Genomic DNA, 22,922 nt, shown 5'->3' on the forward strand with positions numbered 1-22,922 from the left:
CTTCTTTTTTAAAAGGTTAAAAATACGATGAAAGAAATTTATTATATATAAAAATGTCAGTTATTATGGAATTCTGAAAAGCCTACCCGTCTTCCTTGTTGTAGAACTATCTCTTAATGATCTGATTTCCAGAATGTAAAGATAATTTGTAAGGTAATTCAGATTCTTTGTTAAAGGGTTGGAGGTGATCGTTTCTTCGATCTTATTGTTACTATTATAGTATATCCAGTGCTCTGATCCTAAAATTTGTCCTGTTAGCAAAAGTATTTTAAACGTTATTTCTACATCTTCATTACTCCGACTATGAGTTAACGTGAACGAATAGTCGTTTTTAAAAGGATTAGGATATAAGGCAAAGGATTCTATCTGAATTCCGGGATTGGTATCTACCTGAAATCCAAACGTCAGTTTTGAGGAGTTATTATAATTGTCCCATACTTTTATAGTGATCGAATATTTGCCAACCGGAAGATTATCGAATGGATAATAAACGGTTCCTTTTGTAAAATCGTTGAGATCCGCGTAATAGTAATCCGTCAGATCAATTTCAAGCGTGTCATTTAACATCGCAGTTATTCCATATCCTTTTTCCGACGAGAGATTAATCCCGCTTTCATCCGTCAGCCGTAAGATAAGCGTGGAAGCGGGCAGAATCATATCGCCATCACGAAAAAGAGAATCATTCATATATGCCTCAATGGCTGATGGAGTAGTATCGAAACCAGATTCCTGCTCACCGCCAACGATGATATCCAATTGTTGGGAAACCGAATTTCCTGAGGTGGAATCATATGCATAAATGTTGGCTCTTCCGACACCAAAGGTTTTGTCAACTTCTTTTGGTACAACAAATTGACAGGCAAAATCGCCTTTCACTACGCTGACCGTGCCTTCAAATAATTTGTTTCGAAATTCTGAATAGGTTTCGGGGTCATCCTCGTCACCCAGTGTCTGAAATTTGGTTGCTTGGTCGTAAATGGTGATATAGGCAATTCCGTTAAAATCCTTTTTTTGCGAAGAATCTGAAGCATTGAATATTTTCCCTTTTAGATTGAGTTTGCCCAACGCCGAAAGTGTATCAGGCTTTTCTGCCCAGTCGATATATCGTTGTTTCGATACTAAAAGCAAAGTCGGATCTCCTATTAAAGTGAAATTTCTGTTAAGGCTTCCGACGAGAGAATTGTTTTTGGTCACTTTAATAATATCTCCAAGTCGTTGATTTCCAGTATTATTTTTAATGGATTCGTAAAAAGCTTTATTCAGAGTGAAATTTGTACTTGAATAGACCGGGCGCGTAGTGCTGAAGGAGGCCACTGCGCCACCTCGTGGGCTTAGTACCATTAATTCCCCTCCAGCAACCAGACTCATGTCATCATACCGCCCAAAATCGCATGTGGCTGTAACCAAAACGGGCAGGTTATCATATCCCCGGGCATTCACCATATCCGAAAGCGTGAGGATTTGCTCCTGGCTCCAACCCGTTGTTCCGCCGTGGCCGGTGTAGTTAATGATGAGTGAACCTTCGTTAATGGCTTTTAGGATCAAGTTATTAACATCGGGCGCCTTTTGACCCAAATTCGTTTCTGTCTGAGGATATTCGTCTATAAAGATCCGGGTTGGAAAGAAATCTTTTCCGATCATCCTCGCGAGACTGTCGGCATGCATTTGATGAACATTTCCATCGCCGTCGTCGGCAACAAAACGAATATCATTTTTCCATTCACCGGTAGAAGAGGCGTAGTGAATGAGCTTGTCCACTACTCCCTTTGCTTCGGACGCTGATTTAATGGGCAGTCTGCCAATTCCAATAGAAAGTTTTTGGTCACCGGCTGTTGTCTCGATCCACTCTCCGTCTTGATTTTCCAGGAACCCGAAGTAATCGTCTGAAGAATAGGTATATACCGGATGCAATGATTCGCGGCTTTCATATACTGGCACCCAACTCGAACGTTGCGCAGACGTTTGGTTCAGATATATGTTTTTGTAATCATAGGTAGCATCTCCGAAGAGCAAAAGATATTTTAGTTGCTTTGCCGATTTTTCATAAATATACCTGGTGAAGTCGCGGATGGCCGTGATATCGGCTCTGCCCGAGGCATATTGATTATAGATATCATAGGTCGTCACCACCTTTACCTTCAAATGATCATTCGTCCTCCGAAAATCTGCAAGTCGATTGGCTTGTGCCTTATATGCTGGTGCTGTTACAATCAGCAGGTCAATTTCTGGATTAAGGTTGATATCCTGATTGGCAATGATGATTGAAGATGCTGGTGACTTTGCCTGCGCGGTAGTAAAGCCAATAAATCTACTGGATGAATTGGGTGTGGCCAGGTTTAGGTCAACTTGTCCGGAGCTTGTTTTCATCAGAAGACCTGCATTGGTTGGATTGGTGACATCCCAAAGTTGCCAATCGGGTTTCAGATTTTGAAACCGATAAGTGGTGGTGGCCGATGAGTTTGAGAAAAAATAGTAAAGCTGTTGATTATCATATGGTTGCAATTGCCGCTTCGACTGAATTCCAATGAAATTCAGATAAGCGAGTGCAGAGTTTTGCCCATTTCTGTTATATACCAAACCAACCGTAGGAGGGGTTGTGGATTGATCCCAGTCACTTGAAAAGGTTTCTTCTGACTGTAGTGCTCTTAACGCATATGTCCCCGATGTCACCGTACCTACGGTGTCTGTGCCCACGGTCTTTCCATTAATGAGCCAGCTGAACCATGATTTGGTTGGCGACGAAGCAATTCCTGAGCCAGTCAGCAATATCTTCGATGATGGGACAATATTAGTGATGGTAGTCGGAAAGGTTAAAACTGATGTGCCCAGGTATTCTCCCCACCATTGCCGCCCCGACCGGAGAATATTATAACTGTCTTTTTCATGGTACCAATAATCATCAAAGGATTCGATGATATTGGCTGATGTGCCTGGTTCCTGTGAGACGACGGCCAATCGTTTTCCAGGCGTCGAGCCGATAGTCAGAAAGTAGAAAGTGGTATCAGAATAAAGGTTTGTTTCGTGGTGTAATGTTTTGGTTTTAGGGTCTGCTTTAATCAAATTAGGCCCCTCGGCGAAGAAATATATGGCGTCTTTTTGATCAAATTTACCGTCCGATTCTCCGTCAATCCAGATTGCATTTTCAAGCAGATCTTTCGGCCGTTCAGTTTGGTTGCTTTGAGGAAGCATCCCGCCACCATTCCCAAAAATCCTGATTGCTTTTGGGTTAGCTTCAAAATCTTTGACCCCAAGCTTTCTCAAAAGTGAAAAATCGATTTTATAAACACCGGATTCAGTGACGCCGAATTTATACCATACACCAGACGAGAGGACGGAATGATCCTGAGCTTTAACAGGGTATGAAAAAGAAACTGCGATTATGCAGTATATGACTAGCAGGAAATAATTAACATGCTTCGACCAGCGCATGGGCAGGTATAGTGTATTTTCTCATGGAGACTTTATCAACGCAAAGAACCCGGGTTCTTCTTACGGCTCCTCTTACGAATCTCCTATTTTGAAAAACGAAATCTGCGCCTTCGATGAGTTGAATCAACTCTGTTTTATTTGTTCTGTCACCAATATTATCAAATCTTTTAATTGCACTATATAACGCAATATCAGCGCCAGTTGATGCTTTAGGATTGATCGAGTACTTTCTTAATGGTCCAAGGATATCTTCCGGAAAAAAAGCAGGAGTCAAAACAGGAATTAAGAGTATCCTGAATTCATTCTTCCACTCTGTTCCGTGTGGTTGAACTCGTTTCCTTCCAGTCTTCGTGTATTTTTTATGGACCTGATAATGTGCAACTTCGTGAAGATATGTAATGAGGAAGTTGTATGGATTGAGATTGATATTGACAGTAACTCTTGGCATGAAGCCGGGTTTTACCGTAAAATCTCCAAGCCGTGTCCTGCGCGGTCGGGTGATGACAAACTGAAATAAATTATCGTTATATAAATGTTGACAGTAAGTCACAGCGGCAGCCGGTACATATTGCTCAAAATTTATCTTTTGTCGCATCATGGGCATAAAAAAAGAAAAGCTCTATAAAAATAGAGCTTTTCAATAATTTCGACGTTTGTCGCGAATTATTTTTTTGTTGTATCAGCAGCAGCAGTATCAACAGCAGCAGTAGTATCAACAGCGATAGTATCAACTGGAGTTTCTACAGTTACAGCAGTAGTGTCAGCCGATTCTTCAGCTGGTTTGCTAGTACAAGCAGCGAAAGCTACCATTCCGGCAACAAACGCAAATGCAAAGAATTTTTTCATTTCTTGGGTGTAATTAAGGTTCGATGCAAAGGTAATACCATAAGATTCAATTATCCCAATTTTTTGGATTGTATTTTTCTAAGAACTTAAAAATTCCTTAGAAAATATCTCATTGACTTGGTATAATCCAATTATGTATACAATTTTCGCTATTAAACAGCCTCCTCGCTTTTATTAAATGCTTTAACACAAGCTGATATCTCTGGCAAAATCTCCGGATTTTCTTCAATTCCATTACCAACCACAATTACATCTGCTCCAGCATCCAGAGCGGAATATGCTTTTTCATAGGAATTAATTCCACCGCCCACAATGATGGGTACATCAACAGAATGTCGCACAGCTTCGATTGTATCAGCCGGTACTGGATATAGTGCGCCACTGCCCGCATCGAGAAAGATATTTTTTAGCCCCAACATTTCACCAGCCATTGCAGTGCAGGCGGCTATACCTGGCTTATCTCTCGGAATCGGAATCGTATTGCTGATATAGGAAACGGTAGTTGTTTTACCACTTTCAATAAGCATATATCCTGTTGGAAGTATTTCGATCTTACTGCTTCGCAATAACGGAGCTGCTATAACCTGCTGACCAATAAGGAGATCCGGGTTTCTGCCGGATATCAGTGACAAAAACAGGATAGCATCAGCAGAAGCATCGATATGTAAGCCATTGCCCGGAAAAAGGATGGCGGGGATATTAGTATGTTCGTGAATTGCTGCGATCAGTTGCCCGATTGCATAATTGGTAATGAGGCTGCCTCCGACAAAAAAGAAGTCTACGTTTTGATGTTTTGCAAAATCCAAAAATTCAGGGAAGGTCCTGATATCAATTTTATCAGGATCCAACAGTACTGCAAAAGATTTTCTTTTTTCTGTTCTTCTGGCGAGCAGAAGCTCCGCAATTTTAGTATTTGCTGTTTTCATCCGGTTCTCCGTCATCTGCAATATATTTCTTTAGCTTCTGTTGCGCCCAGCCTACCGCCAACGTCCATACCAAACTCTGAATAGCTCCTTTTACAGGATAGCTACTTTTTTTAGGGGCAACTATTTTAACTTTCTCGTCTTCTTTTAGACTTTTCTCCTTTTTGTTCTTTGGAAGTACTGCACGCATCAACAAATAGGATGTCGTCACCACTCCGCCTATAATCAAGGCTTGCTTGCCATATTGACCGGCTTCGCTTTTGATTCCGTTCCACTGTTTCTCAAGCTTTTCCTTATAGTGCTCGGCTTCCTCCATAAGTTCCTGTTTTTCCTCTACTGAATCAGAAGAGAAAGGCTGGACGGATATTTTGGATTTGAAATAGTTCGACGAGCTCATTTTAATTCCTTTTAATGGTGAAAAGGGAAATTATCAATAATGAAACCAAAATTAGTGATTCAGGTGTAAAACTTTTATCCGAAACGAATTTACGGTTCAGTTATTTCTTCCTTGACATGTACAAATTTAACAAGTACCCGGCGGATTACCAGAGACAACTTTTCCCGGAAAATGATCCAGATTGCCAGTTTTAATATAAGTAATCCCAGCACAATGACATACCCAAGATACTCGCTTTCGAGCCTTTCGTTGAGATAAATCGCCAGCATAACGGAAATGATTGTAGCTATAACCGTAAAAATGCAAAGCACTATCACAAGATATACCGCTCCGACCAGTACGCCCTCAATTTTGCTCCTGGTCTCAATTTTTACGATATCAATACGCGTTTCAAAGTATTTTAAAAGCGTATCTTTTATTTCGTCAAGTTGGTTAATCATCTGTGTGTGGTTTTCTTTGATATAAGCTTACAGACGGTCTTATGCGGAACGACCTCCTCTAGTACTAGTCAAGAAACATACCAAGGATCGCAGATATGATAGAAATGACGAAACTGAATAGCAGGGCAGCAATAAAACCACTGACATGGAAACCATCTACCAAATAAGAGGTGAGGTAAATAATCAGAACATTAATAACAAAATAGAAGAGCCCTAAAGTTAGAATCGTAATAGGCAGCGCAAGAATCTGAAGAATCGGCTTTAGAAAGGTGTTTAAAATACCCAGCACAACTGCAACAATGACTGCTGTCATTGTACTGTCGACCGATACTCCCGGAATGATGTGTGCGGCAACCAGAATGGCTAATGTGCTTATTAAGAGTCGTATTATGAGGCCCATTTAGTGTTTTGTTTATAAGTGTCTGCCACGAAGTACGCCAATAATGTCGTCTAAGTCAATGTTTTTTTGCTCCAAAAGCACCAGTAAATGAAAAAGCAAATCTGATACTTCGTTCTTAAAGAGGTTGTCGTCATTGTCTTTTGCTTCAATCACAACTTCAACTGCTTCTTCCCCAACTTTCTGAGCAATTTTGTTAATTCCTTTTGCAAAAAGGCTGCTGGTATATGAACTATCACTCGGATTTAACTTCCTGTCTCTGATCACTTTCTTTTGAAGATAATTCAGAAAAGCAGCTTCTCCTTTTTGAGAAACAGCATCAATTGTTTCACCAAAACAGGTATCGTCACCCGTGTGACAAGTAGGGCCAGCCGGATCTGCTTTGATCAAAATAGTGTCTCCATCGCAGTCAACCAGGATTTCTCTCACCGCGAGAAAGTTATCGGAGGTTTCTCCTTTGGTCCAAAGACGTTGTTTGCTGCGGCTATAAAAAGTTACTTTACCTAATTCCTTGGTTTTTTGCAGTGCCTCTGCATTCATGTATCCCAGCATCAAAACTTTATCTGAAGTATTGTCCTGAACGATAACCGGAACTAGCCCGTCGGGTGATTTTGAAAAATCTATATTGGAAAGGGAATTGCTCATTAAATTGATTAATATATGTAATCTGACATTCTGTATAAAGTTGAATTTGAGTAACTTAAATTCAATATGCCCGAAAATCAGATCGTTAAGTTAAAACAAATTTATAATATAGCCCGAACGATGCGGTATTTGAATCGAATTACCTTGTCATTCGCATGGGAATATTTTTATTATTCAGGTAATCCTTGAGATCCGGAATATCGATTTCGCGAAAATGGAAAATGCTGGCAGCAAGCCCGGCGTCTGCTTTTCCAGTCGTGAAAACATCATAGAAATGGTCCATATTTCCAGCTCCACCCGAAGCAATTACCGGAATATTTGCATTTCCCGAAATCGTCGAAGTCAGTTCCAGCGCGAAACCGTTTTTGGTACCATCTGTATCCATCGATGTGAGTAACAATTCTCCGGCACCGCGCTCTTCAACTTCTTTAGCCCAGGGAATGCTCTTCAAACCCGTTGGTTTTCTGCCACCATGGGTATGCACGATATGCTGCCATCCTTCCTCAGTCTCGATATAGCGGGTATCAATTGCCACAACAATACACTGACTTCCAAACTCATGGGAAAGCTCATTGACCAGATCAGGATTGCGAACCGCTGAGGAGTTAATCGAAACCTTGTCCGCACCTGCATGAAGCAATGCGGACACGTCCTCAATTGAAGATATCCCGCCCCCAACTGTAAACGGTATATTAATCGTCTGCGCGACTTTCCGAACCAGTTCAATAAAAGTGGAACGCCCTTCGACGGTGGCGGTAATATCCAGATATACCAACTCGTCGGCGCCATGCGCTGCATATAGGGCACCCAGCTCAACAGCATCGCCAGCATCACGAAGATTTACGAAATTGATACCCTTTACAGTCCGGCCATCTTTTACATCCAGACAAGGTATAATGCGTTTAGTAAGCATATTATGATATGATAAAGCGCTGTAAATCTGAAAGTTTTATTCTGTTTTCATAAATAGCCTTGCCGATAATCACACCATATATGTTCATTTCTGCAAGCTTCTCCACGTCAGCCAATCCGCTAATTCCACCACTGGCAATGATATGAATACCAGGCGTTTTGTCCTGAATGTTTTTGTAAAGATCAAAAGAAGGGCCTTGCAGCAGTCCGTCCTTCGCCACGTCGGTGCTGATGGTATATTTGGCTCCTTTTTCTACATATTTTTCAATAAAGTCATAAACCCAAAGATCAGTACCTTCTTCCCAGCCGCTCACAGCCACTTTTTCTTTGTTTGCATCAGCACCCAAAATGATCTTATCGCCGCCGTAATATGACAACCAATGCTCAAAAAGATCGGGCTGTTTTACAGCAACACTTCCACCAGTAACCTGCTTTGCACCGTTTTCAAAAACGATTCGAATATCCTCATCCGACTGTACGCCACCTCCAAAATCCACGTGCAACGAAGTTTTGGAAGTAATTTTTTCAAGCACTTTCCAGTTGACTACCTTCTTGGCTTTCGCGCCGTCCAAATCTACCAAATGAAGCCTTGTCAATCCGGCATCTTCAAACTCCAGCGCTACTTCCAGCGGGTTCTCGTTATATATCGTTTTTTTACTGTAATCTCCCTGTGTGAGTCTGACACACTTTCCGTCAATCATGTCGATGGCCGGAATAATTTCAATTTTCATTACGGGGTATATGATTAAATATGTAGTTCAATGGTTGGTTTAAAGTGCAAGAAAGTTGCCCAAAATTTGTTGGCCCGTGTCGCCGCTAATTTCGCAGTGAAACTGAGCCGCATAGAAGTTATCCTTTTTCAGCATCGCACTAAATGGCTGAATATAGTCACAAGTGGCCACGGTGTATTCGCAAACCGGTACGGCGTAGCTGTGAACAAAATAGACATAAGAGTTGTCTGCAAGGTTTTCTGTAAGCGCTGTTTTGTAATCCGTAATATTGTTCCAGCCCATGTGAGGTACCTTCATGCCCGGCGTGGCAGGGAAGCGTTTTACATCTGCATTGAATATGCCCATACAAGTTGTGTTGTTTTCTTCCGAAAACCTGCACATCAGTTGCATACCCACGCAGGTTCCAAAAACAGGTTGCGTGAGCGAGGGGATGAGTAAGTCAAGTTTTTTGTCTTTCAGATAAGCCATCGTAGTACTGGCTTCACCAACTCCCGGGAAGATTACTTTATCTGCCGACCGGATTTCACTTTCGTCGTCGGTGTATAAATAAGAGGCGCCAAGCCGATCCAGGGCGTACATCACCGACTGGACATTTCCTGCGTTGTATTTAATAATTACGGTTTTCATTCAGAAAAAACGGGTAAAATCCTCCAAAAACGCCAAACACGATAAAACGAGAGGCGAAAGTAAAAAGAAAAAGCCCGATTCTTAGAGAACCGGGCTTCTGGGATACTATGTATTCAACCTTATTACAACACTACTTGCAAAAACATATCATCCAAGACGCCCGAAAACCAAATGGTTTTGATGAAATTGATGAATTGTTTCAGTTTTAAACATGTGCAAATGTACTCAAAATTTGGGAGAGGCAATAATAATTTGAGGAAATAAAATATTAGAATTTACTTAGAGAAATGCAAGAAAGTCCAGCTTGTCCCGTTGCTATACGTCATCACCAGCACTGGCACTCGTGTTTATGAAAACAATTCTCTTTGTAACTTGCGTTTTTAATGAAAAACATGGAGCCGCTTTTTGCAGGGAAACTTTATCATCGAAATACTGAAACGACAAATGAAAAAAACAGCCGGGTCGATTATTTTCTTTGTTATGATATCTTGCGCGGCCATCGGCCAAACTACCAATATGCCTGATCGTTTATTTGAAGTTCACAAAAAATTTCGCGAATCAAGCCTGACACAACGCAGGTTCAAACAAGCGGATATCCTTCCACTTATTGCAAAAAGACTGAACAACCCGGCTTATCAGATCGAAAAGGTGGGAAGCTCTTTTGAGGGACGGACGATTCAGATGATCAAGGTTGGAAACGGTGCGAAAAAAGTATTGCTATGGACGCAAATGCATGGCGATGAGCCCACGGCGACGATGGCAACGTTCGATATCTTCAATTTTCTGGAAGGGAAAAATGATGGTTTCGACGATTTTAGAAAGAAACTGCTGACCAATACCACATTATATTTTGTTCCAATGCTTAATCCGGACGGTGCAGAAAGATATCAGCGACGGACAGCACAGGGGATTGATATGAACCGCGATGCCGCAGCACGTCAAACTCCGGAGGCGCAAATATTAAAAAGTCTGGTCGACAAACTGAAACCGGATTATGGATTTAATCTTCATGATCAGAGCCCGAGATATTCGGCCGGCAGAAGTCCGAAAGTGGCAACGATATCCTTTTTGGCAACTTCATATGACTACGCGCTTTCTGTAAATGCCGTTCGCGAAAGGTCGATGCAGCTGATTGCGGGAATGAACAAGATACTTCAGAAGTACATTCCGGGACAGGTGGCCAGATATGCAGATGATCACGAACCACGTGGCTTTGGGGATAACGTTCAGAAATGGGGAACGACTTTGGTACTGATCGAATCGGGAGGATATGTGGGTGACCCTGAAAAGCAGTATATCCGTCAGCTCAATTTTATGGCCATTTTGTCGTCGCTTGGAACGATCGCCGACGGTTCGTTTGCGAAAGAAGATCGTGAGAAATATTATGATATCCCTGAAAATGGAAAGTGGGTATATGACCTTGTGGTCAGAAACGCGACAGTTCGCCAATCAGGCAAGAGTTTCACTGCCGATTTGGGGATCAATAGAAACGAGGTCAACTATTCAAATGCGACCAAGTTCTTTTACTATTCTAAAATAGAAGACTTTGGCGATCTCCATCCGCAATATGGGAGCCAGGAGCTTGACGCGACAGGCCTGACTATTGAAAAAGGGAAGATATATCCGACGACTTATAAAAATCTGTCAGAAGTGAGCAAGCTGAACGCACTGAGCTTGCTTAAAGAGGGATATACCTACGTTCGCCTGACGCCAGACAGCAATACACGAGCAACCGGACTTTATTTTACGGCTTCGCCTCTCCATATTTTGAGAAACGGACAGCCGGCTCCAAGCGGAACACCAGGTTTGGGGAACACCGCGACCTTTATTTTGAAAAAGGGATCGGTCGTGAAATACGCAGTGGTGAATGGATTTGTCTACGATTTGGATAAGTTTTCCGCGGCGAAAGGGCAGGGAATTGTAGAATAACCAGAAGAGCTTGTTCTTTAGTAATTTAGAAAACAATAGCTAACCAATCCATAACTCTGTGTTAACATTGGGGTAATACTGCCGATCTACTTTTGTGTCGAAAATTGACACCTAAGTATGAAAATCAAATTACTAGTTCTAAGTTTCTTCATTGCAACCGCTGCCATAGCGGGCCCCGGAGTAATCAGGGGATCAATTAAAGATGCAAAATCAAAAGATCCGTTAATCGGAGCGACAGTTCTTCTTGAGGGTACACAAATCGGTGTAGCAGCCGATGTTGATGGAAAATTCGAAATACCGAGTGTGCCAGCTGGTACATATAAAGTAATCATATCCTTTGTTTCGTACAAAAACAAAGAGATTCCAAATGTAAGAGTTGAATCAGGCAACACCACCGTCATCGATACCGAAATGGACGAAGAGGGAGCCACACTTAATGAAGTAGTTGTTCGCGCAAGTAAGGTAACCAATACCGATGTTGCCGTGATCAGCGAAATCAAGCAACTCAAGCCCATCGCAGTAGGGATATCTTCTCAGCAAATTCAAAAGTCACAAGATCGTGACGCAGCTGCAGCTATTCGCCGTGTGCCGGGTGTAAGTATTGTCGACAACCGTTTCGTGATGATTCGCGGTTTAGGTTCACGGTATAACTCGGTGTTAATCAATGATGTAATTACTCCTTCAAGTGAAGTTGATACACGTTCATTCTCATTTGACCTGGTACCGGCCAGCATTATCGACAGAATGATCGTTTACAAATCTGGTTCGGCAGAATCTCCGGGTGATTTCGCGGGTGGTATTATTAAGATATATACTAAACGTCGTCCGGATGAGAACTTCACTAACTTATCAGCGACAGTTGGGGTAAGAGGAAATACAACTTTCCAAAATGTTCAGACCCATACGCGTTCCGGGGCCAATTTCCTTGGATTGTGGTCGGCTGATCAGCAATTGTCCAGCGCATTCCCAGCTCACGCTGCTGATTTTAACGCGATGCCAGCGCCAGAGCGTGCCTCTTATGCCAGATTGATGGATAATACCTGGGGCTTGAAAAACCTGAGTGTAAATCCAGATATCCGCATCGGTTTGAATATGGGCCGCAGATTTGACACAGGAAATGTTGGCATTAGTAATATTACAAGTATCAATTACTCCCTTACTAATCAGTTTGCCGATATAGATTTGACACTATACCAAAACGGTTTAAAAGCAAACGACGTTTTTGAGAAATATAAAGACTCAAATTATTCACGTCAAAGCAGATTAGGGTTACTTCACAACTGGACTTTCCGTTTCTCTCCAACTTTTACGCTTGAGTCGAAAACGCTGTTCAACCTTGCTGGAAATACAGAAACTGTCGTAAGAAATGGACAACGCGTAGTTGACGGATATGACGTTCTTAATTATTCTGAAAGATTCGAAAACAAAGCGATATTGACAACTCAGGTTTCAGGGGATCACAAATTGAGTGATTTGACGAAGCTTAACTGGATTGCAGGATATGGTTACACAGGTCGTTGGGAGCCAGACTGGAAAAGAATCAGATATCAGCGTGTAACAGGTCAGCCCGGAGCACAGGAAGCACCTTTTCAGGCTGTAACTCCGGTTGATCCGAACCCGGTGGATATTGGCCGCTTCTTCTCCAAACTGGACGAAAACCTTGGTACGTTGTCGGTTAATGGTGAACATACATTTGGAAACCCGTCAGACAGAGAACCTAACCGCGTAAGATTCGGAGCATATACGGAACAGAAGGTACGTAATTATTCTGCACGTTTTTACGGATATAACAACATTGGTAATGCTTCTACGGTTTTGCAGCAAGGCGTAGGTCAGGTTTTTGATCCAGCCAATGTAACAGGCCAGAATGGTGGACTGTCCATAAAAGACGGAACGAAAGATCTCGATTCTTACCAGGGCATTAACAGATATTATGCTGCCTATGCCAGTGGTGATGTTAACTTCGGCAGCAAAGCGGTTTTAACCGTCGGTTTCAGAGGAGAATATAACGTTCAGCAATTGAGCTCGTATATTGTCAATGAAAAACAGTCGCTGGTTAACTATAAATTATTTATACCGCTTCCTTCTTTAAACTTTACCTACAAACTGTCTGACAGACAAAATCTGAGATTGGCATTCTCTTCTACCTTGAACAGAGCCGAATTTAGAGAGATCGCACCGTTCTCATATTTTGACTTCAACTTACTTGCGGATATCAGAGGTAACACAGCCCTTAAAACTGCGAAGATCCAGAATATCGATGCGAAATGGGAATTTTATCCATCAGCGAACGAGTTGTTTTCTGTAACGGGATTTTACAAGTATTTTAAAAATCCAATCGAAACATTCTTGTTGCCAACGGGTAATGGACTTGCATATACTTTCATAAATGCGGACCATGCTCAAAGCTATGGCGTAGAAGTCGAATTTAGAAAGGGCTTCACAGAATCTACAAGCCGTTTCTTCCAGAATTTAACATTGGTTGGAAATGCATCAATCATTAAGAGTACCGTGGAACTTGGGCAGACTGTGAAAGGTCCAGACTTGAGTGGTGCTATTCAGGACTACGACCTGACCGGAATTGCCGACAAAAAACGCCCAATGCAAAACCAGTCACCATTTTTGGTAAATGCAGGTGTTTATTACGACGATCCGTCGTCTGGATGGAATTGGAATATTCTCTATAACGTATTTGGTCAACGTATTTTCGCAGTGGGAGGTCCTCAAAACCCATCGGTATACGAAATGCCGAGAAACGTGGTAGATCTTAATATCGGAAAAAGAATGGGCAAGCGTCTTGAATTGAAATTAGGTATTCAGGATATACTTAACCAGGCTACAAGATTTGCCCAGGATTTTAATCAGGATGGCAAGATTGGTAAAGACGTGACTTCGGCGAGCGCTGATGCAGACCAAGTTGTTCGCAAGTTCAAGAGAGGTAGCTATTATACATTGACAGCAATTTATTCTTTCGGGAAATAGAAAAGTATTTAGGTTTTGCAGCCGCCGAGCCTTGATAGCATTGAACACACATTATTAATTAACCAAGATTAATTGCAAATAAACAATCCAACAAAATGGCTAAATTAAGAATCCAACTGAATGTATTGCTCCTATTGCTGGGGTTTGTAACGGTGATGTCATCTTGTAAAAATGATGACGAGCCAACGCCTCCAACAGTAGTATTAACAGTAAGCTCCGTGGCTCCGTCTTCTGGTGTCGCAGGAACGAAGGTGGTTATCACAGGTACTAAATTTGACACGACTCCTGCCAACAATATCGTAAAATTCAATGGTACACAAGCTACTGTAACTGCAGCAACTACCACTACCCTGGAAACAACAGTGCCAACAGGTGCAACGACAGGTACTATATCTGTCACAGTGGGTTCAAGCACAGTTACAAGTACCACTCCTTTCACAGTTTCTGCAACAGACAAAGCAACTGTTGACGTTCAGGGCGATATCACTGCCAACACAACATGGACCAAAGACAAGATATATCTTCTTAAAGGATTTGTATATGTTACATCAGGTGTGACTTTGACAATTGAAAAAGGAACGATTATCAAGGGTGCTACAAAAGAAGCGGATCCAACTGCAAGTGGTAAAGGCGGATCTCTGATCGTAGAGCAAGGAGCAAAATTGATGGCAATCGGTACTGCTACTGAACCGATCGTTTTTACTTCAAGCAAGGAACCAGGCAGCCGTTTCTACGGTGACTGGGGTGGTGTTGTTTTGATTGGAAAAGCGGCTCATAACCGACCAGGAAGTACAGGCCCGGAAGGTGGTATCAGAGGTACATTGGGTACATTTGATATTGCCGATGATAATTCAGGAACACTTCAATATGTTCGTATCGAATTTGGCGGTATCGCGCTCACAAACGCTGCGAATAGTGAAATCAACGGTCTTACACTTTACGGTGTAGGTTCAGGAACAACAATCGATCACGTCCAGGTTTCATTTAGCGGTGACGATTCATATGAGTGGTTTGGTGGAAATGTAAACGCCAAGTATCTGGTTGCTTTCCGTGGTTGGGACGATGATTTCGATACGGATTGGGGCTTCACTGGTAAAATTCAGTACGCAGTTTCATTGAGAGACCCTGAAATCGCGGATCAATCAGGATCAAACGGTTTTGAATCTGATAACTTCGCTAACGCAGAGCCAGCCAACGGACCAAACGATGGTTTGCCATTGACTGCTCCAATATTCGCTAACGTGAGTCATTTCGTTACTGCCGGAACACCTTCAACAGCTACAATTAAAGGTAGTGGCGGTTTCCAATCAGGTGGTCACTTGAGAAGAAATACCTCCATCAGTATCTTTAACACGATCACGGTGGGTGCTCCTGAAGGTTTGAGATTGGACGGAACAAAAACGGGTACGCTTAATAATATGACCAACGGAGGTCTTGATTTGAGAGGTATCGTTTTGTCTAACAACATTACTGCTTTGGTACCAAAAGGAGAAATCGTAGATGCAGATGTTACTTCATATTTCAATATGGCAGATCGCAAAAACGAAATTAAGGACCTTTCAACATTGTTGTTGAATGCCTCTAACTTTAACCTTACGGCTCCAAATTTCCTTCCACAAACTGGCTCTCCATTATTGACCGGAGCAGTTTGGACAGGAAAAGGTGACAATGCTTTCTTCACAAAAGAAGTTTTCAGAGGAGCATTCGGAACTGACGACTGGACTAAAACATGGACCAACTGGGATCCACAAAATACGATCTATAAGTAATTATTAGGTTCATAATAAGAGATATATTCAGAGTAACAGACACTAAGTGTCCAATGGAGATAGCTAGAAGTTAACTCTATATACTCAACGAAAGAAAAAATAATTGGTGTCAGAATGTTGAAAGGCCGTAGGTATTTACCTTCGGCCTTTTTTGATGCCTGCCAAGTTATAATTTTATCTTAGCCCATGTCGGAAAGGAATAATCTAATATCAAGCGCGAAACAGATGCCTTGAGGCAGTTCTGAATATCCTTTTTTGATATGGTGATGTTGTCAAAAAGCGAAATATTTTACTGTATAAATGTAGAAAGATAGTTAAATCCCTAACTTTGTTCGGATATGTCGGTTGTCGGCAAAACTTTGTACTATAGAATTATTTAATGTCAGAATTTCAGGCTTACCTCCAGTTAGGGTTTGACCACATTACCGATTCCAATGGCTATGATCACATATTGTTTATCATGGCGTTGTGCACAATTTATACGCTTGTCGACTGGAGAAAGGTAGTTATCCTTGTCACAGCATTTACGATCGGGCACTCTGTAACACTGGCGTTGTCGACATTGAATATTATTTCGGTGAAGCCAGCTCTAGTAGAGTTTTTGATTCCGGTGACGATTATGATCACCGCCTTTGCCAATTTTTTTTATAAACTGCCGAAAAGCACCTCCTCAAGGTCAGGCGCTTTTACATACAGATATCCATTGGCTGTAATATTCGGTCTTATACATGGAATGGGTTTCTCGAATTACCTGAGGGCACTTTTAGGTAAAGAATCGTATATCGTTCAGCCGTTGTTGGGCTTTAATATCGGGCTCGAAGTAGGACAACTGGTGATCGTGTTTGTGATATTAACCGTTGCATTTATACTGGTTGAATTATTAAGAGTGCAAAAAACTGCGTGGAATCAGATCGTATCCGGTATCATCGTCGGAATGGCGCTGTCTCTGATTTTGAATAATGATTATTTCCGGGAAATGGCCGGAATGCCTTTGAACTAAACAACAATTAACCATAATCTAAATGAAGCAAGTATTGTCCACCCTGCTTGTAATGTTTAGCGCCGGAATCGCCGTAGCTCAACAAATGCCAGCTAATCCAAACTACAAAGCCAACGACCGTTTTGAACAACTCGGCACGGTCTTGCCAACTCCAAATACTTATAGAACTGCATCCGGAGCTCCCGGCCGTGAATATTGGCAGCAACGCGCTGACTACGATATCAAAGCGGAACTTGACGACGACAAACGCAGGATTACTGGCGTCGAAACCATTACTTACTACAACAATTCGCCAGATGATTTGAAGTATATATGGCTCCAGCTTGAGCAAAACCTCTTCAAAAAAGACGGAATCGGAGCCATGTCGCGGACTGGCGCTATCAATCCAAAAGGAATGAGTCCGAATCAGATTGAAAGTCTGAGCAATGGCCGCGGCGCGTCGCTGGATGCAAACGTTACTTACGGATATGAGATCAAATCGGTAAAAGATAAATCGGGCAAAGCGCTTCCTTTTACGATCAATAATACTATGATGCGTATTGATTTGCCTTCAACCGTGAAGCCAAATACGAGCTATGCATTCTCCGTTGAATGGGCTTACAATATCACCGAATATTATGGAAGAAGCGGTTATGAGTTTTTCCCAAAAGATGGCAACGCAGCGTATTTCATCGCGCACTGGTTTCCTCGTTTGGCACCATACGACGACGTTAACGGTTGGAACCACAAACAATTTTTGGGGCAAGGTGAGTTTGCCTTGATCTTCGGAAATTATAAAGTAGCGATCACAGTACCCGCTGACCACGTCGTTGCAGCAAGCGGAGAATGCCAGAATCTGGACCAGGTTTTAACGGCGACTCAAAAGAAACGTTTGAAGCAAGCTGAAACCGCGAAGGATCCGGTTGTAATCGTCACACAAGAAGAAGCAGAGAAGGCTGAAAAGCGTGAAAACAAGTCTCCTGGTAAGAAAACATGGGTTTATAAAGCAGATAACGTTCGTGACTTTGCTTTTGCAAGCAGCCGTAAGTTTATATGGGATGCCAAGCTGAGCGATGTATATAACAACGGCAGGAGAATATGGAGTATGTCATTTTATCCAAAAGAAGGAAATCCGCTTTGGGGACAATATTCAACCCGCGCTGTGGAGCATACTTTAAAATCTTACGGTAACCGTACTTTTGAATATCCTTATCCGGTGGCGATTTCTTGTCACTCGGTCGCTGGCGGTGGTATGGAATATCCGATGATCAGTTTCAACGGAGGTCGTCCTGAAGAAGACGGAACATATAGCGAAGCTACCAAATATGGTATGATCGGAGTGATTATCCATGAAGTTGGGCACAACTTTTTTCCGATGATCGTGAATTCTGATGAGCGCCAATGGGCTTGGATGGATGAAGGTTTGAATACTTTCTGCCAATATCTGGCTGAAAAAGAGTGGGATTTCAACTATCCAACTCGTCGTGGAGAACCAAGTCAGATCACCGACTATATGTCGTCTGATAAATCCGTTCTTTCACCAATCATGACTTCGGCTGAAAACGTGATCGGTCTTGGGCCAAACGCGTATGCAAAACCTGCAACAGCATTGAATATTCTCCGTGAAACCGTAATGGGACGGGAGCTTTTTGACCATGCTTTCAAGGAATATGCAACCCGCTGGAAATTTAAGAGCCCGCAGCCAGCTGACTTCTTCCGTACATTGGAAGATGCGTCTGGAGTAGATCTGGATTGGTTCTGGAAAGGTTGGTTCTATGGTGTAGAGCCTGTAGACCAGGATTTGGTAAGTGTTGACTGGTTTAGCATCGATACCCAAAATCCGGAAATCGAGAAGGAAATAGCACGTAAGGAAGCAGCAGCTAAGATGAATACCATGAGCAAAATCAGAGATGCGAAAACGAAAGATCAGACCGTTGTAGCGAAGGATTCAACCATGGCTGATTTTTACAATACCTATGATCCATATAAAGTGACGGACGCCGATCGTGAGAAATATGATCAATATCTGGCCGGATTGTCTCAAAGTGAAAAAGCACTGGTGCAGGGAAATACTAATTTTTATACACTTTCGGTTAAAAACAAGGGAGGTCTTCCAATGCCTGTTATTGTGAAGATGGTATACGAAGATGGAACGGATTCAGTAGCAACCTTCCCGGCCGAAATCTGGAGATTCAACGATGCAGGTGTATCCAAAGTGATTTCAACCAAGAAAAAGGTTGTCCAATGGACATTGGATCCATATTCTCAGATCGCAGATATTGATACTGAAAACAATTCTTTCCCAAGAATAGCAAAACCAACCCGTTTCCAGATCTATCGTCAGCAGCAGCGTAAGGCTCAAAACCCAATGCAGCAAGAAGGTGGGGCCGCGAAGATCGGTACGGCGCCGAAGAACTGAGGTAAATATTTAAGTAGAATGGGCCCTCTGGACGATTCAGAGAGCCCATTTTTTATGTAATTTCAAAATTGATCTTATGTAATTTCAAAGTTGAAGTTATGTATATTCAAAGTTGAGCTTATGTATTTTCAAAATTAGAATTCATTTATGAAAATTGTCATCCTGGACGGATATACTTTAAATCCCGGAGATTTAGATTGGTCACCGATTTCAAATCTCTCGGAGCCGGTAATATATGAGCGTTCGGCAAAAGATGAGCTTGTTGAACGGGCGAAAGGTGCTGAAATCGTATTGGTCAATAAGGTGGTGTTGTCCGCCGAAACGCTGGAGCAGTTGCCTGATCTGAAATACATTGGAGTAATGGCCACAGGATATAATAATGTGGATGTGGTGGCGGCTAAACAGAAAGGTATAATCGTTACCAACGTAAAGGCATATGGTCCCGCCAGTGTTGCACAGCATACTTTCGGCCTTCTTTTAGCGCTTACCAATCATTTGGAGCTGCATAGCCAAAGCGTGCATGCAGGTGATTGGGTCAATTCGAAAGATTTTTGTTACTGGCATACTCCACTGATTGAATTAGCGGGAAAGACCTTTGGACTGATCGGTTTAGGAGACATTGGAAGCAAGGTTGCTAAAATAGCTCAGGCGATGGGAATGCGAACAATAGCCTATCGCCGTAATCCTGAAAAGACAGTGGAAGACAACGTGGAAATGGTGTCGCTCGAGAAACTATTTCGTCAAAGTGATGTAATAAGTCTGCATTGCCCGTTGACAGACGAAACCCGTGAGATAATTAATAAGAACAATTTGGCCAAAATGAAACCAACCTCTTTTTTACTAAACACGGGAAGAGGGCCCTTGATCAACGAAAAAGATCTGGCTGAGGCGTTGAATCAGGGAATTATAGCCGGAGCTGGCCTGGATGTACTCTCTTCCGAACCACCCACCGCCGACAATCCTTTACTCAAAGCACCCAATTGCATCATAACGCCTCATATCGCCTGGGCATCATTCGAAGCAAGAAAACGTCTTCTGCAGTTGGTAGCCTCGAATATTGAAGAATTTTTAAAAGGCACCCCAACAAACGTAGTATCATAAGCTAACAGCTTTTAGTTATTGGCTGTTAGTGATTTGAAAAGTTCTGATATTAACTTTTTGCTATATAACACAAAATCAACTAACTGATTTTCAATTAGTTGATTTTGTGTTATATTATTTAGAAGGAATGATTAGATGTCTTGGAATCTCGATTTTTACTAACCGCTAACCACTACAGCCTCACAATCTCCGCACCAATTGCGTTTAAACGCGTATCAATATTTTGATATCCTCTGTCGATCTGTTCGATATTGTCGATGATGCTCACGCCCTTTGCAGACATTGCAGCGATCAATAGCGCAACCCCGGCACGAATATCGGGAGATGTCATACGAATACCTCTCAATTGGGTTTCTCTGTTATGGCCGATTACAGTCGCTCTGTGAGGATCGCAAAGAATGATCTGAGCACCCATTTCGATCAGTTTATCCACAAAGAACAAACGACTTTCGAACATTTTCTGGTGAATCAATACCGTTCCCTGCGCCTGAGTTGCTGTTACCAATACAATACTCAAAAGATCAGGAGTAAAGCCAGGCCATGGAGCATCAGCAACTGAAAGGGTAGAGCCATCCAGATAATTTTCCATACGATAATGCTCCTGAGCCGGAATAAAGATATCGTCTCCACGGAATTCCATCTGAATACCCAATCTCTTAAACACATCGGGGATAATTCCCAATTCAGGAATCTGGCAGTTTTTGATTGTTATTTCAGATTGAGTCATCGCTGCCAAGCCAATGAAACTCCCGATTTCAATCATATCAGGAAGCATGGTATGGTCTGTGCCACCCAATTCGCTCACACCTTCAACGGTCAGCAAATTTGAGCCGATGCCCGATATTTTAGCACCCATGCGATTCAGCATTTTGCAAAGTTGCTGGAGGTATGGTTCGCAAGCGGCGTTATATATTGTCGTGATTCCTTCGGCCATTACAGCCGCCATCAAGACGTTTGCGGTTCCAGTTACAGATGCTTCATCCAGGAGCATATACGTTCCTTTCAGATTGGTTGCATCTACTTTGTAAAAGCCACCATCTTCTTCATCATAACTAAATTCAGCACCCAGTTTTTCAAATCCTAAAAAGTGGGTATCCAAACGACGGCGACCGATTTTGTCTCCACCAGGACGTGGTATACGTCCTTTTCTGAACCGGGCAAGCATTGGCCCCAAAAGCATAACAGAGCCTCTGAGCGCCGCAGCTTTTTGTTTATATGACTCAGATTCAAGGTAATCCAGATTGATATTGTCGGCTTCGAAACGAATTGATGATTCGCTCAGTCGGGTTTTTCTAACACCCAAATCGCCCAACAAACTAATCAGCTGGTTGACATCACGGATATTAGGTATGTTGTTGATTGTTACCGGCTCTTTCGTCAGAAGTACCGCACAGATAATCTGCAGTGCTTCGTTTTTTGCACCCTGCGGTACGATTTCACCTTTGAGACGTCTGTCTCCAATAATTTTAAATGAAGCCATATGGAATATTTGGCGTTAGATATGTTGCTCTTTGTTCCAAAGAGTACCTCCTAAATACCCGGTTTTTTTCTGTTTCGGTTGTTATTGTTGTTGTTATTATTATTTCTGCCACCAAACTTGTTGTTGGGACGGTTTCTGTTTTGGTTGCCGGAGTGATTTTGGCCACCTTGCCTTTCGTGGTTATGACCCTGAGCACGGAATCCGCCACCACCTTGCTGGTTTCTCGGACTTCTTTCCTGATTGTTGTTGCGATCCTTTGGCGCGGCATCAACAGGTCCGTTCAGACGGATATATTCGATTTCGTCTTTCAACCGGCCTTTTGCCAATTGAAGCATCTGTCCAATCAGGACGCTGTCCTCGGGATTGTCCTTGTTCCACGTATTGAAGAAAGAACGCATCAAACGGAAGATATAGGAAACAAAAGCTAGCCTGTCGTCAGGATTTTCAGTTTGGGTGGCTTTTTCAAGAAGAAGATCTATATTCTTTCCGTAATGTCTGAAGGCTAGATTTTGTTGATTGTAACCAACTTTTAGCGGTTTTTTACCAAGAAGTTCTTTGGACGGCGGTGGGAACGGGCTGTCAACATCCAGCTCAAAGCCGGACATAATATATAGGTCGTCCCAAAGTTTGTTTGTGTAGTCCTGATTATCCCTCATGTTCGGGTGAATTTGGCGCATGAGTTCTATCAATATATGAGCGTATAATGTACGCTTGGTCCGATCTTCCATTCTGACAATTTGATCGGCCAGTTTTTGTACGTTGCTACCGTATTCTTTCAATGCTGTTGCGTTAGTATGAGAATTGGCAAAAATAAGAAGTTTTTACCGAAAGAAAATGGAAGATATGGAGCTGAGCACTTTATAGTAATTAATATTCGCTGATAGTGTGGTCAACTCAGGTCATTTTTGTTTTTGTA

Annotated in this window: 19 protein-coding genes; 6 read left to right on the top strand and 13 right to left on the bottom strand. The window is 42.3% G+C overall.

From position 1 onward, the window contains the following. Positions 1-63: 63 nt before the first annotated feature. The 11 genes from porU to hisH form a co-directional block, all read right to left on the bottom strand. Positions 64-3,429 carry a type IX secretion system sortase PorU gene (porU, locus tag AC1XUD_RS10350; protein WP_483360910.1) on the bottom strand — a complete coding sequence of 1,122 codons (3,366 nt, stop codon included), beginning with the start codon at positions 3,427-3,429 and terminating at the stop codon, positions 64-66. Further along, a complete protein-coding gene (locus tag AC1XUD_RS10355; protein WP_483360911.1) occupies positions 3,407-3,877 on the bottom strand; it encodes a hypothetical protein in 471 nt (156 codons plus the stop codon). Before AC1XUD_RS10355 ends, porU begins: the two co-directional genes overlap by 23 nt. A 215-nt stretch (positions 3,878-4,092) precedes the next feature. Next, positions 4,093-4,275: a PG1828 family lipoprotein gene (locus AC1XUD_RS10360; RefSeq protein ID WP_483360912.1), complete on the bottom strand. Its 183-nt coding sequence runs from the start codon at positions 4,273-4,275 to the stop codon at positions 4,093-4,095. A 152-nt stretch (positions 4,276-4,427) separates the two neighbouring features. Beyond that, positions 4,428-5,201, bottom strand: coding sequence for a phosphoglycerol geranylgeranyltransferase (locus AC1XUD_RS10365; RefSeq protein ID WP_483360913.1), 774 nt, complete (start codon positions 5,199-5,201; stop codon positions 4,428-4,430). Beyond that, complete coding sequence (locus AC1XUD_RS10370) at positions 5,182-5,595, bottom strand: hypothetical protein (RefSeq protein ID WP_483360914.1); 414 nt, start codon at positions 5,593-5,595, stop codon at positions 5,182-5,184. The genes AC1XUD_RS10365 and AC1XUD_RS10370 overlap by 20 nt, the downstream gene beginning before the upstream one ends. A gap of 89 nt (positions 5,596-5,684) precedes the next feature. Further along, complete coding sequence (locus AC1XUD_RS10375) at positions 5,685-6,035, bottom strand: phage holin family protein (protein WP_483360915.1); 351 nt, start codon at positions 6,033-6,035, stop codon at positions 5,685-5,687. Between the two features lie 64 nt (positions 6,036-6,099). Continuing rightward, on the bottom strand, positions 6,100-6,435 hold the full coding sequence (locus tag AC1XUD_RS10380; protein WP_483360916.1) for a phage holin family protein: 336 nt from the start codon (positions 6,433-6,435) through the stop codon (positions 6,100-6,102). A 12-nt stretch (positions 6,436-6,447) separates the two neighbouring features. Next, complete coding sequence (gene hisIE / locus AC1XUD_RS10385; protein WP_483360917.1) at positions 6,448-7,077, bottom strand: bifunctional phosphoribosyl-AMP cyclohydrolase/phosphoribosyl-ATP diphosphatase HisIE; 630 nt, start codon at positions 7,075-7,077, stop codon at positions 6,448-6,450. A gap of 139 nt (positions 7,078-7,216) precedes the next feature. Continuing rightward, on the bottom strand, positions 7,217-7,990 hold the full coding sequence (gene hisF, locus AC1XUD_RS10390) for an imidazole glycerol phosphate synthase subunit HisF (protein WP_483360918.1): 774 nt from the start codon (positions 7,988-7,990) through the stop codon (positions 7,217-7,219). A 1-nt stretch (position 7,991) separates the two neighbouring features. Further along, entirely contained in the window at positions 7,992-8,714 is a 723-nt protein-coding gene (hisA, locus tag AC1XUD_RS10395; RefSeq protein ID WP_483360965.1) for a 1-(5-phosphoribosyl)-5-[(5-phosphoribosylamino)methylideneamino]imidazole-4-carboxamide isomerase, read from the bottom strand. Positions 8,715-8,759: 45 nt separating this feature from the next. Continuing rightward, positions 8,760-9,347, bottom strand: a complete 588-nt coding sequence (gene hisH / locus AC1XUD_RS10400) for an imidazole glycerol phosphate synthase subunit HisH (RefSeq protein ID WP_483360919.1) — start codon at positions 9,345-9,347, stop codon at positions 8,760-8,762. A 444-nt stretch (positions 9,348-9,791) separates the two neighbouring features. Here hisH and AC1XUD_RS10405 point away from each other — a divergent pair, with 444 nt between their 5' ends. The 6 genes from AC1XUD_RS10405 to AC1XUD_RS10430 all read left to right on the top strand — a co-directional run bounded on the left by AC1XUD_RS10405 (position 9,792) and on the right by AC1XUD_RS10430 (position 20,526). Beyond that, complete coding sequence (locus tag AC1XUD_RS10405) at positions 9,792-11,276, top strand: M14 family zinc carboxypeptidase (RefSeq protein ID WP_483360920.1); 1,485 nt, start codon at positions 9,792-9,794, stop codon at positions 11,274-11,276. Between the two features lie 117 nt (positions 11,277-11,393). After that, the gene (locus AC1XUD_RS10410; RefSeq protein WP_483360921.1) at positions 11,394-14,258 is read left to right on the top strand and encodes a TonB-dependent receptor; all 2,865 of its coding nucleotides are present in this window, start codon (positions 11,394-11,396) and stop codon (positions 14,256-14,258) included. Between the two features lie 95 nt (positions 14,259-14,353). Next, entirely contained in the window at positions 14,354-16,027 is a 1,674-nt protein-coding gene (locus tag AC1XUD_RS10415) for an IPT/TIG domain-containing protein (protein ID WP_483360922.1), read from the top strand. Between the two features lie 379 nt (positions 16,028-16,406). Beyond that, entirely contained in the window at positions 16,407-17,027 is a 621-nt protein-coding gene (locus AC1XUD_RS10420; protein WP_483360923.1) for a HupE/UreJ family protein, read from the top strand. A gap of 22 nt (positions 17,028-17,049) precedes the next feature. Continuing rightward, positions 17,050-19,425, top strand: coding sequence for a M1 family metallopeptidase (locus AC1XUD_RS10425; protein ID WP_483360924.1), 2,376 nt, complete (start codon positions 17,050-17,052; stop codon positions 19,423-19,425). 147 nt (positions 19,426-19,572) lie between these two features. Further along, complete coding sequence (locus AC1XUD_RS10430) at positions 19,573-20,526, top strand: D-2-hydroxyacid dehydrogenase (RefSeq protein ID WP_483360925.1); 954 nt, start codon at positions 19,573-19,575, stop codon at positions 20,524-20,526. Positions 20,527-20,698: 172 nt separating this feature from the next. On the opposite strand, the gene murA is transcribed toward AC1XUD_RS10430, so the two are convergent. Next, positions 20,699-22,006 carry a UDP-N-acetylglucosamine 1-carboxyvinyltransferase gene (murA, locus tag AC1XUD_RS10435; RefSeq protein WP_483360926.1) on the bottom strand — a complete coding sequence of 436 codons (1,308 nt, stop codon included), beginning with the start codon at positions 22,004-22,006 and terminating at the stop codon, positions 20,699-20,701. A 50-nt stretch (positions 22,007-22,056) separates the two neighbouring features. Continuing rightward, positions 22,057-22,818: a DUF4290 domain-containing protein gene (locus tag AC1XUD_RS10440; protein WP_483360966.1), complete on the bottom strand. Its 762-nt coding sequence runs from the start codon at positions 22,816-22,818 to the stop codon at positions 22,057-22,059. Positions 22,819-22,922: the final 104 nt, after the last annotated feature.

Source organism: Dyadobacter sp. HNCC25DJ184, from assembly GCF_056895215.1.

Excerpts from the sequence above, each read along its gene's own strand:
- murA (WP_483360926.1), bottom strand. The coding sequence starts at position 22,006 with ATGGCTTCATTTAAAATTATTGGAGACAGACGTCTCAAAGGTGAAATC.
- AC1XUD_RS10375 (WP_483360915.1), bottom strand. The coding sequence starts at position 6,035 with ATGATTAACCAACTTGACGAAATAAAAGATACGCTTTTAAAATACTTT.
- AC1XUD_RS10355 (WP_483360911.1), bottom strand. The coding sequence starts at position 3,877 with ATGCCAAGAGTTACTGTCAATATCAATCTCAATCCATACAACTTCCTC.
- AC1XUD_RS10430 (WP_483360925.1), top strand. The coding sequence starts at position 19,573 with ATGAAAATTGTCATCCTGGACGGATATACTTTAAATCCCGGAGATTTA.
- AC1XUD_RS10380 (WP_483360916.1), bottom strand. The coding sequence starts at position 6,435 with ATGGGCCTCATAATACGACTCTTAATAAGCACATTAGCCATTCTGGTT.
- AC1XUD_RS10370 (WP_483360914.1), bottom strand. The coding sequence starts at position 5,595 with ATGAGCTCGTCGAACTATTTCAAATCCAAAATATCCGTCCAGCCTTTC.
- AC1XUD_RS10410 (WP_483360921.1), top strand. The coding sequence starts at position 11,394 with ATGAAAATCAAATTACTAGTTCTAAGTTTCTTCATTGCAACCGCTGCC.
- hisF (WP_483360918.1), bottom strand. The coding sequence starts at position 7,990 with ATGCTTACTAAACGCATTATACCTTGTCTGGATGTAAAAGATGGCCGG.
- porU (WP_483360910.1), bottom strand. The coding sequence starts at position 3,429 with ATGCGCTGGTCGAAGCATGTTAATTATTTCCTGCTAGTCATATACTGC.
- AC1XUD_RS10405 (WP_483360920.1), top strand. The coding sequence starts at position 9,792 with ATGAAAAAAACAGCCGGGTCGATTATTTTCTTTGTTATGATATCTTGC.
- AC1XUD_RS10415 (WP_483360922.1), top strand. The coding sequence starts at position 14,354 with ATGGCTAAATTAAGAATCCAACTGAATGTATTGCTCCTATTGCTGGGG.
- hisH (WP_483360919.1), bottom strand. The coding sequence starts at position 9,347 with ATGAAAACCGTAATTATTAAATACAACGCAGGAAATGTCCAGTCGGTG.
- AC1XUD_RS10365 (WP_483360913.1), bottom strand. The coding sequence starts at position 5,201 with ATGAAAACAGCAAATACTAAAATTGCGGAGCTTCTGCTCGCCAGAAGA.
- AC1XUD_RS10420 (WP_483360923.1), top strand. The coding sequence starts at position 16,407 with ATGTCAGAATTTCAGGCTTACCTCCAGTTAGGGTTTGACCACATTACC.
- AC1XUD_RS10360 (WP_483360912.1), bottom strand. The coding sequence starts at position 4,275 with ATGAAAAAATTCTTTGCATTTGCGTTTGTTGCCGGAATGGTAGCTTTC.
- hisIE (WP_483360917.1), bottom strand. The coding sequence starts at position 7,077 with ATGAGCAATTCCCTTTCCAATATAGATTTTTCAAAATCACCCGACGGG.
- AC1XUD_RS10425 (WP_483360924.1), top strand. The coding sequence starts at position 17,050 with ATGAAGCAAGTATTGTCCACCCTGCTTGTAATGTTTAGCGCCGGAATC.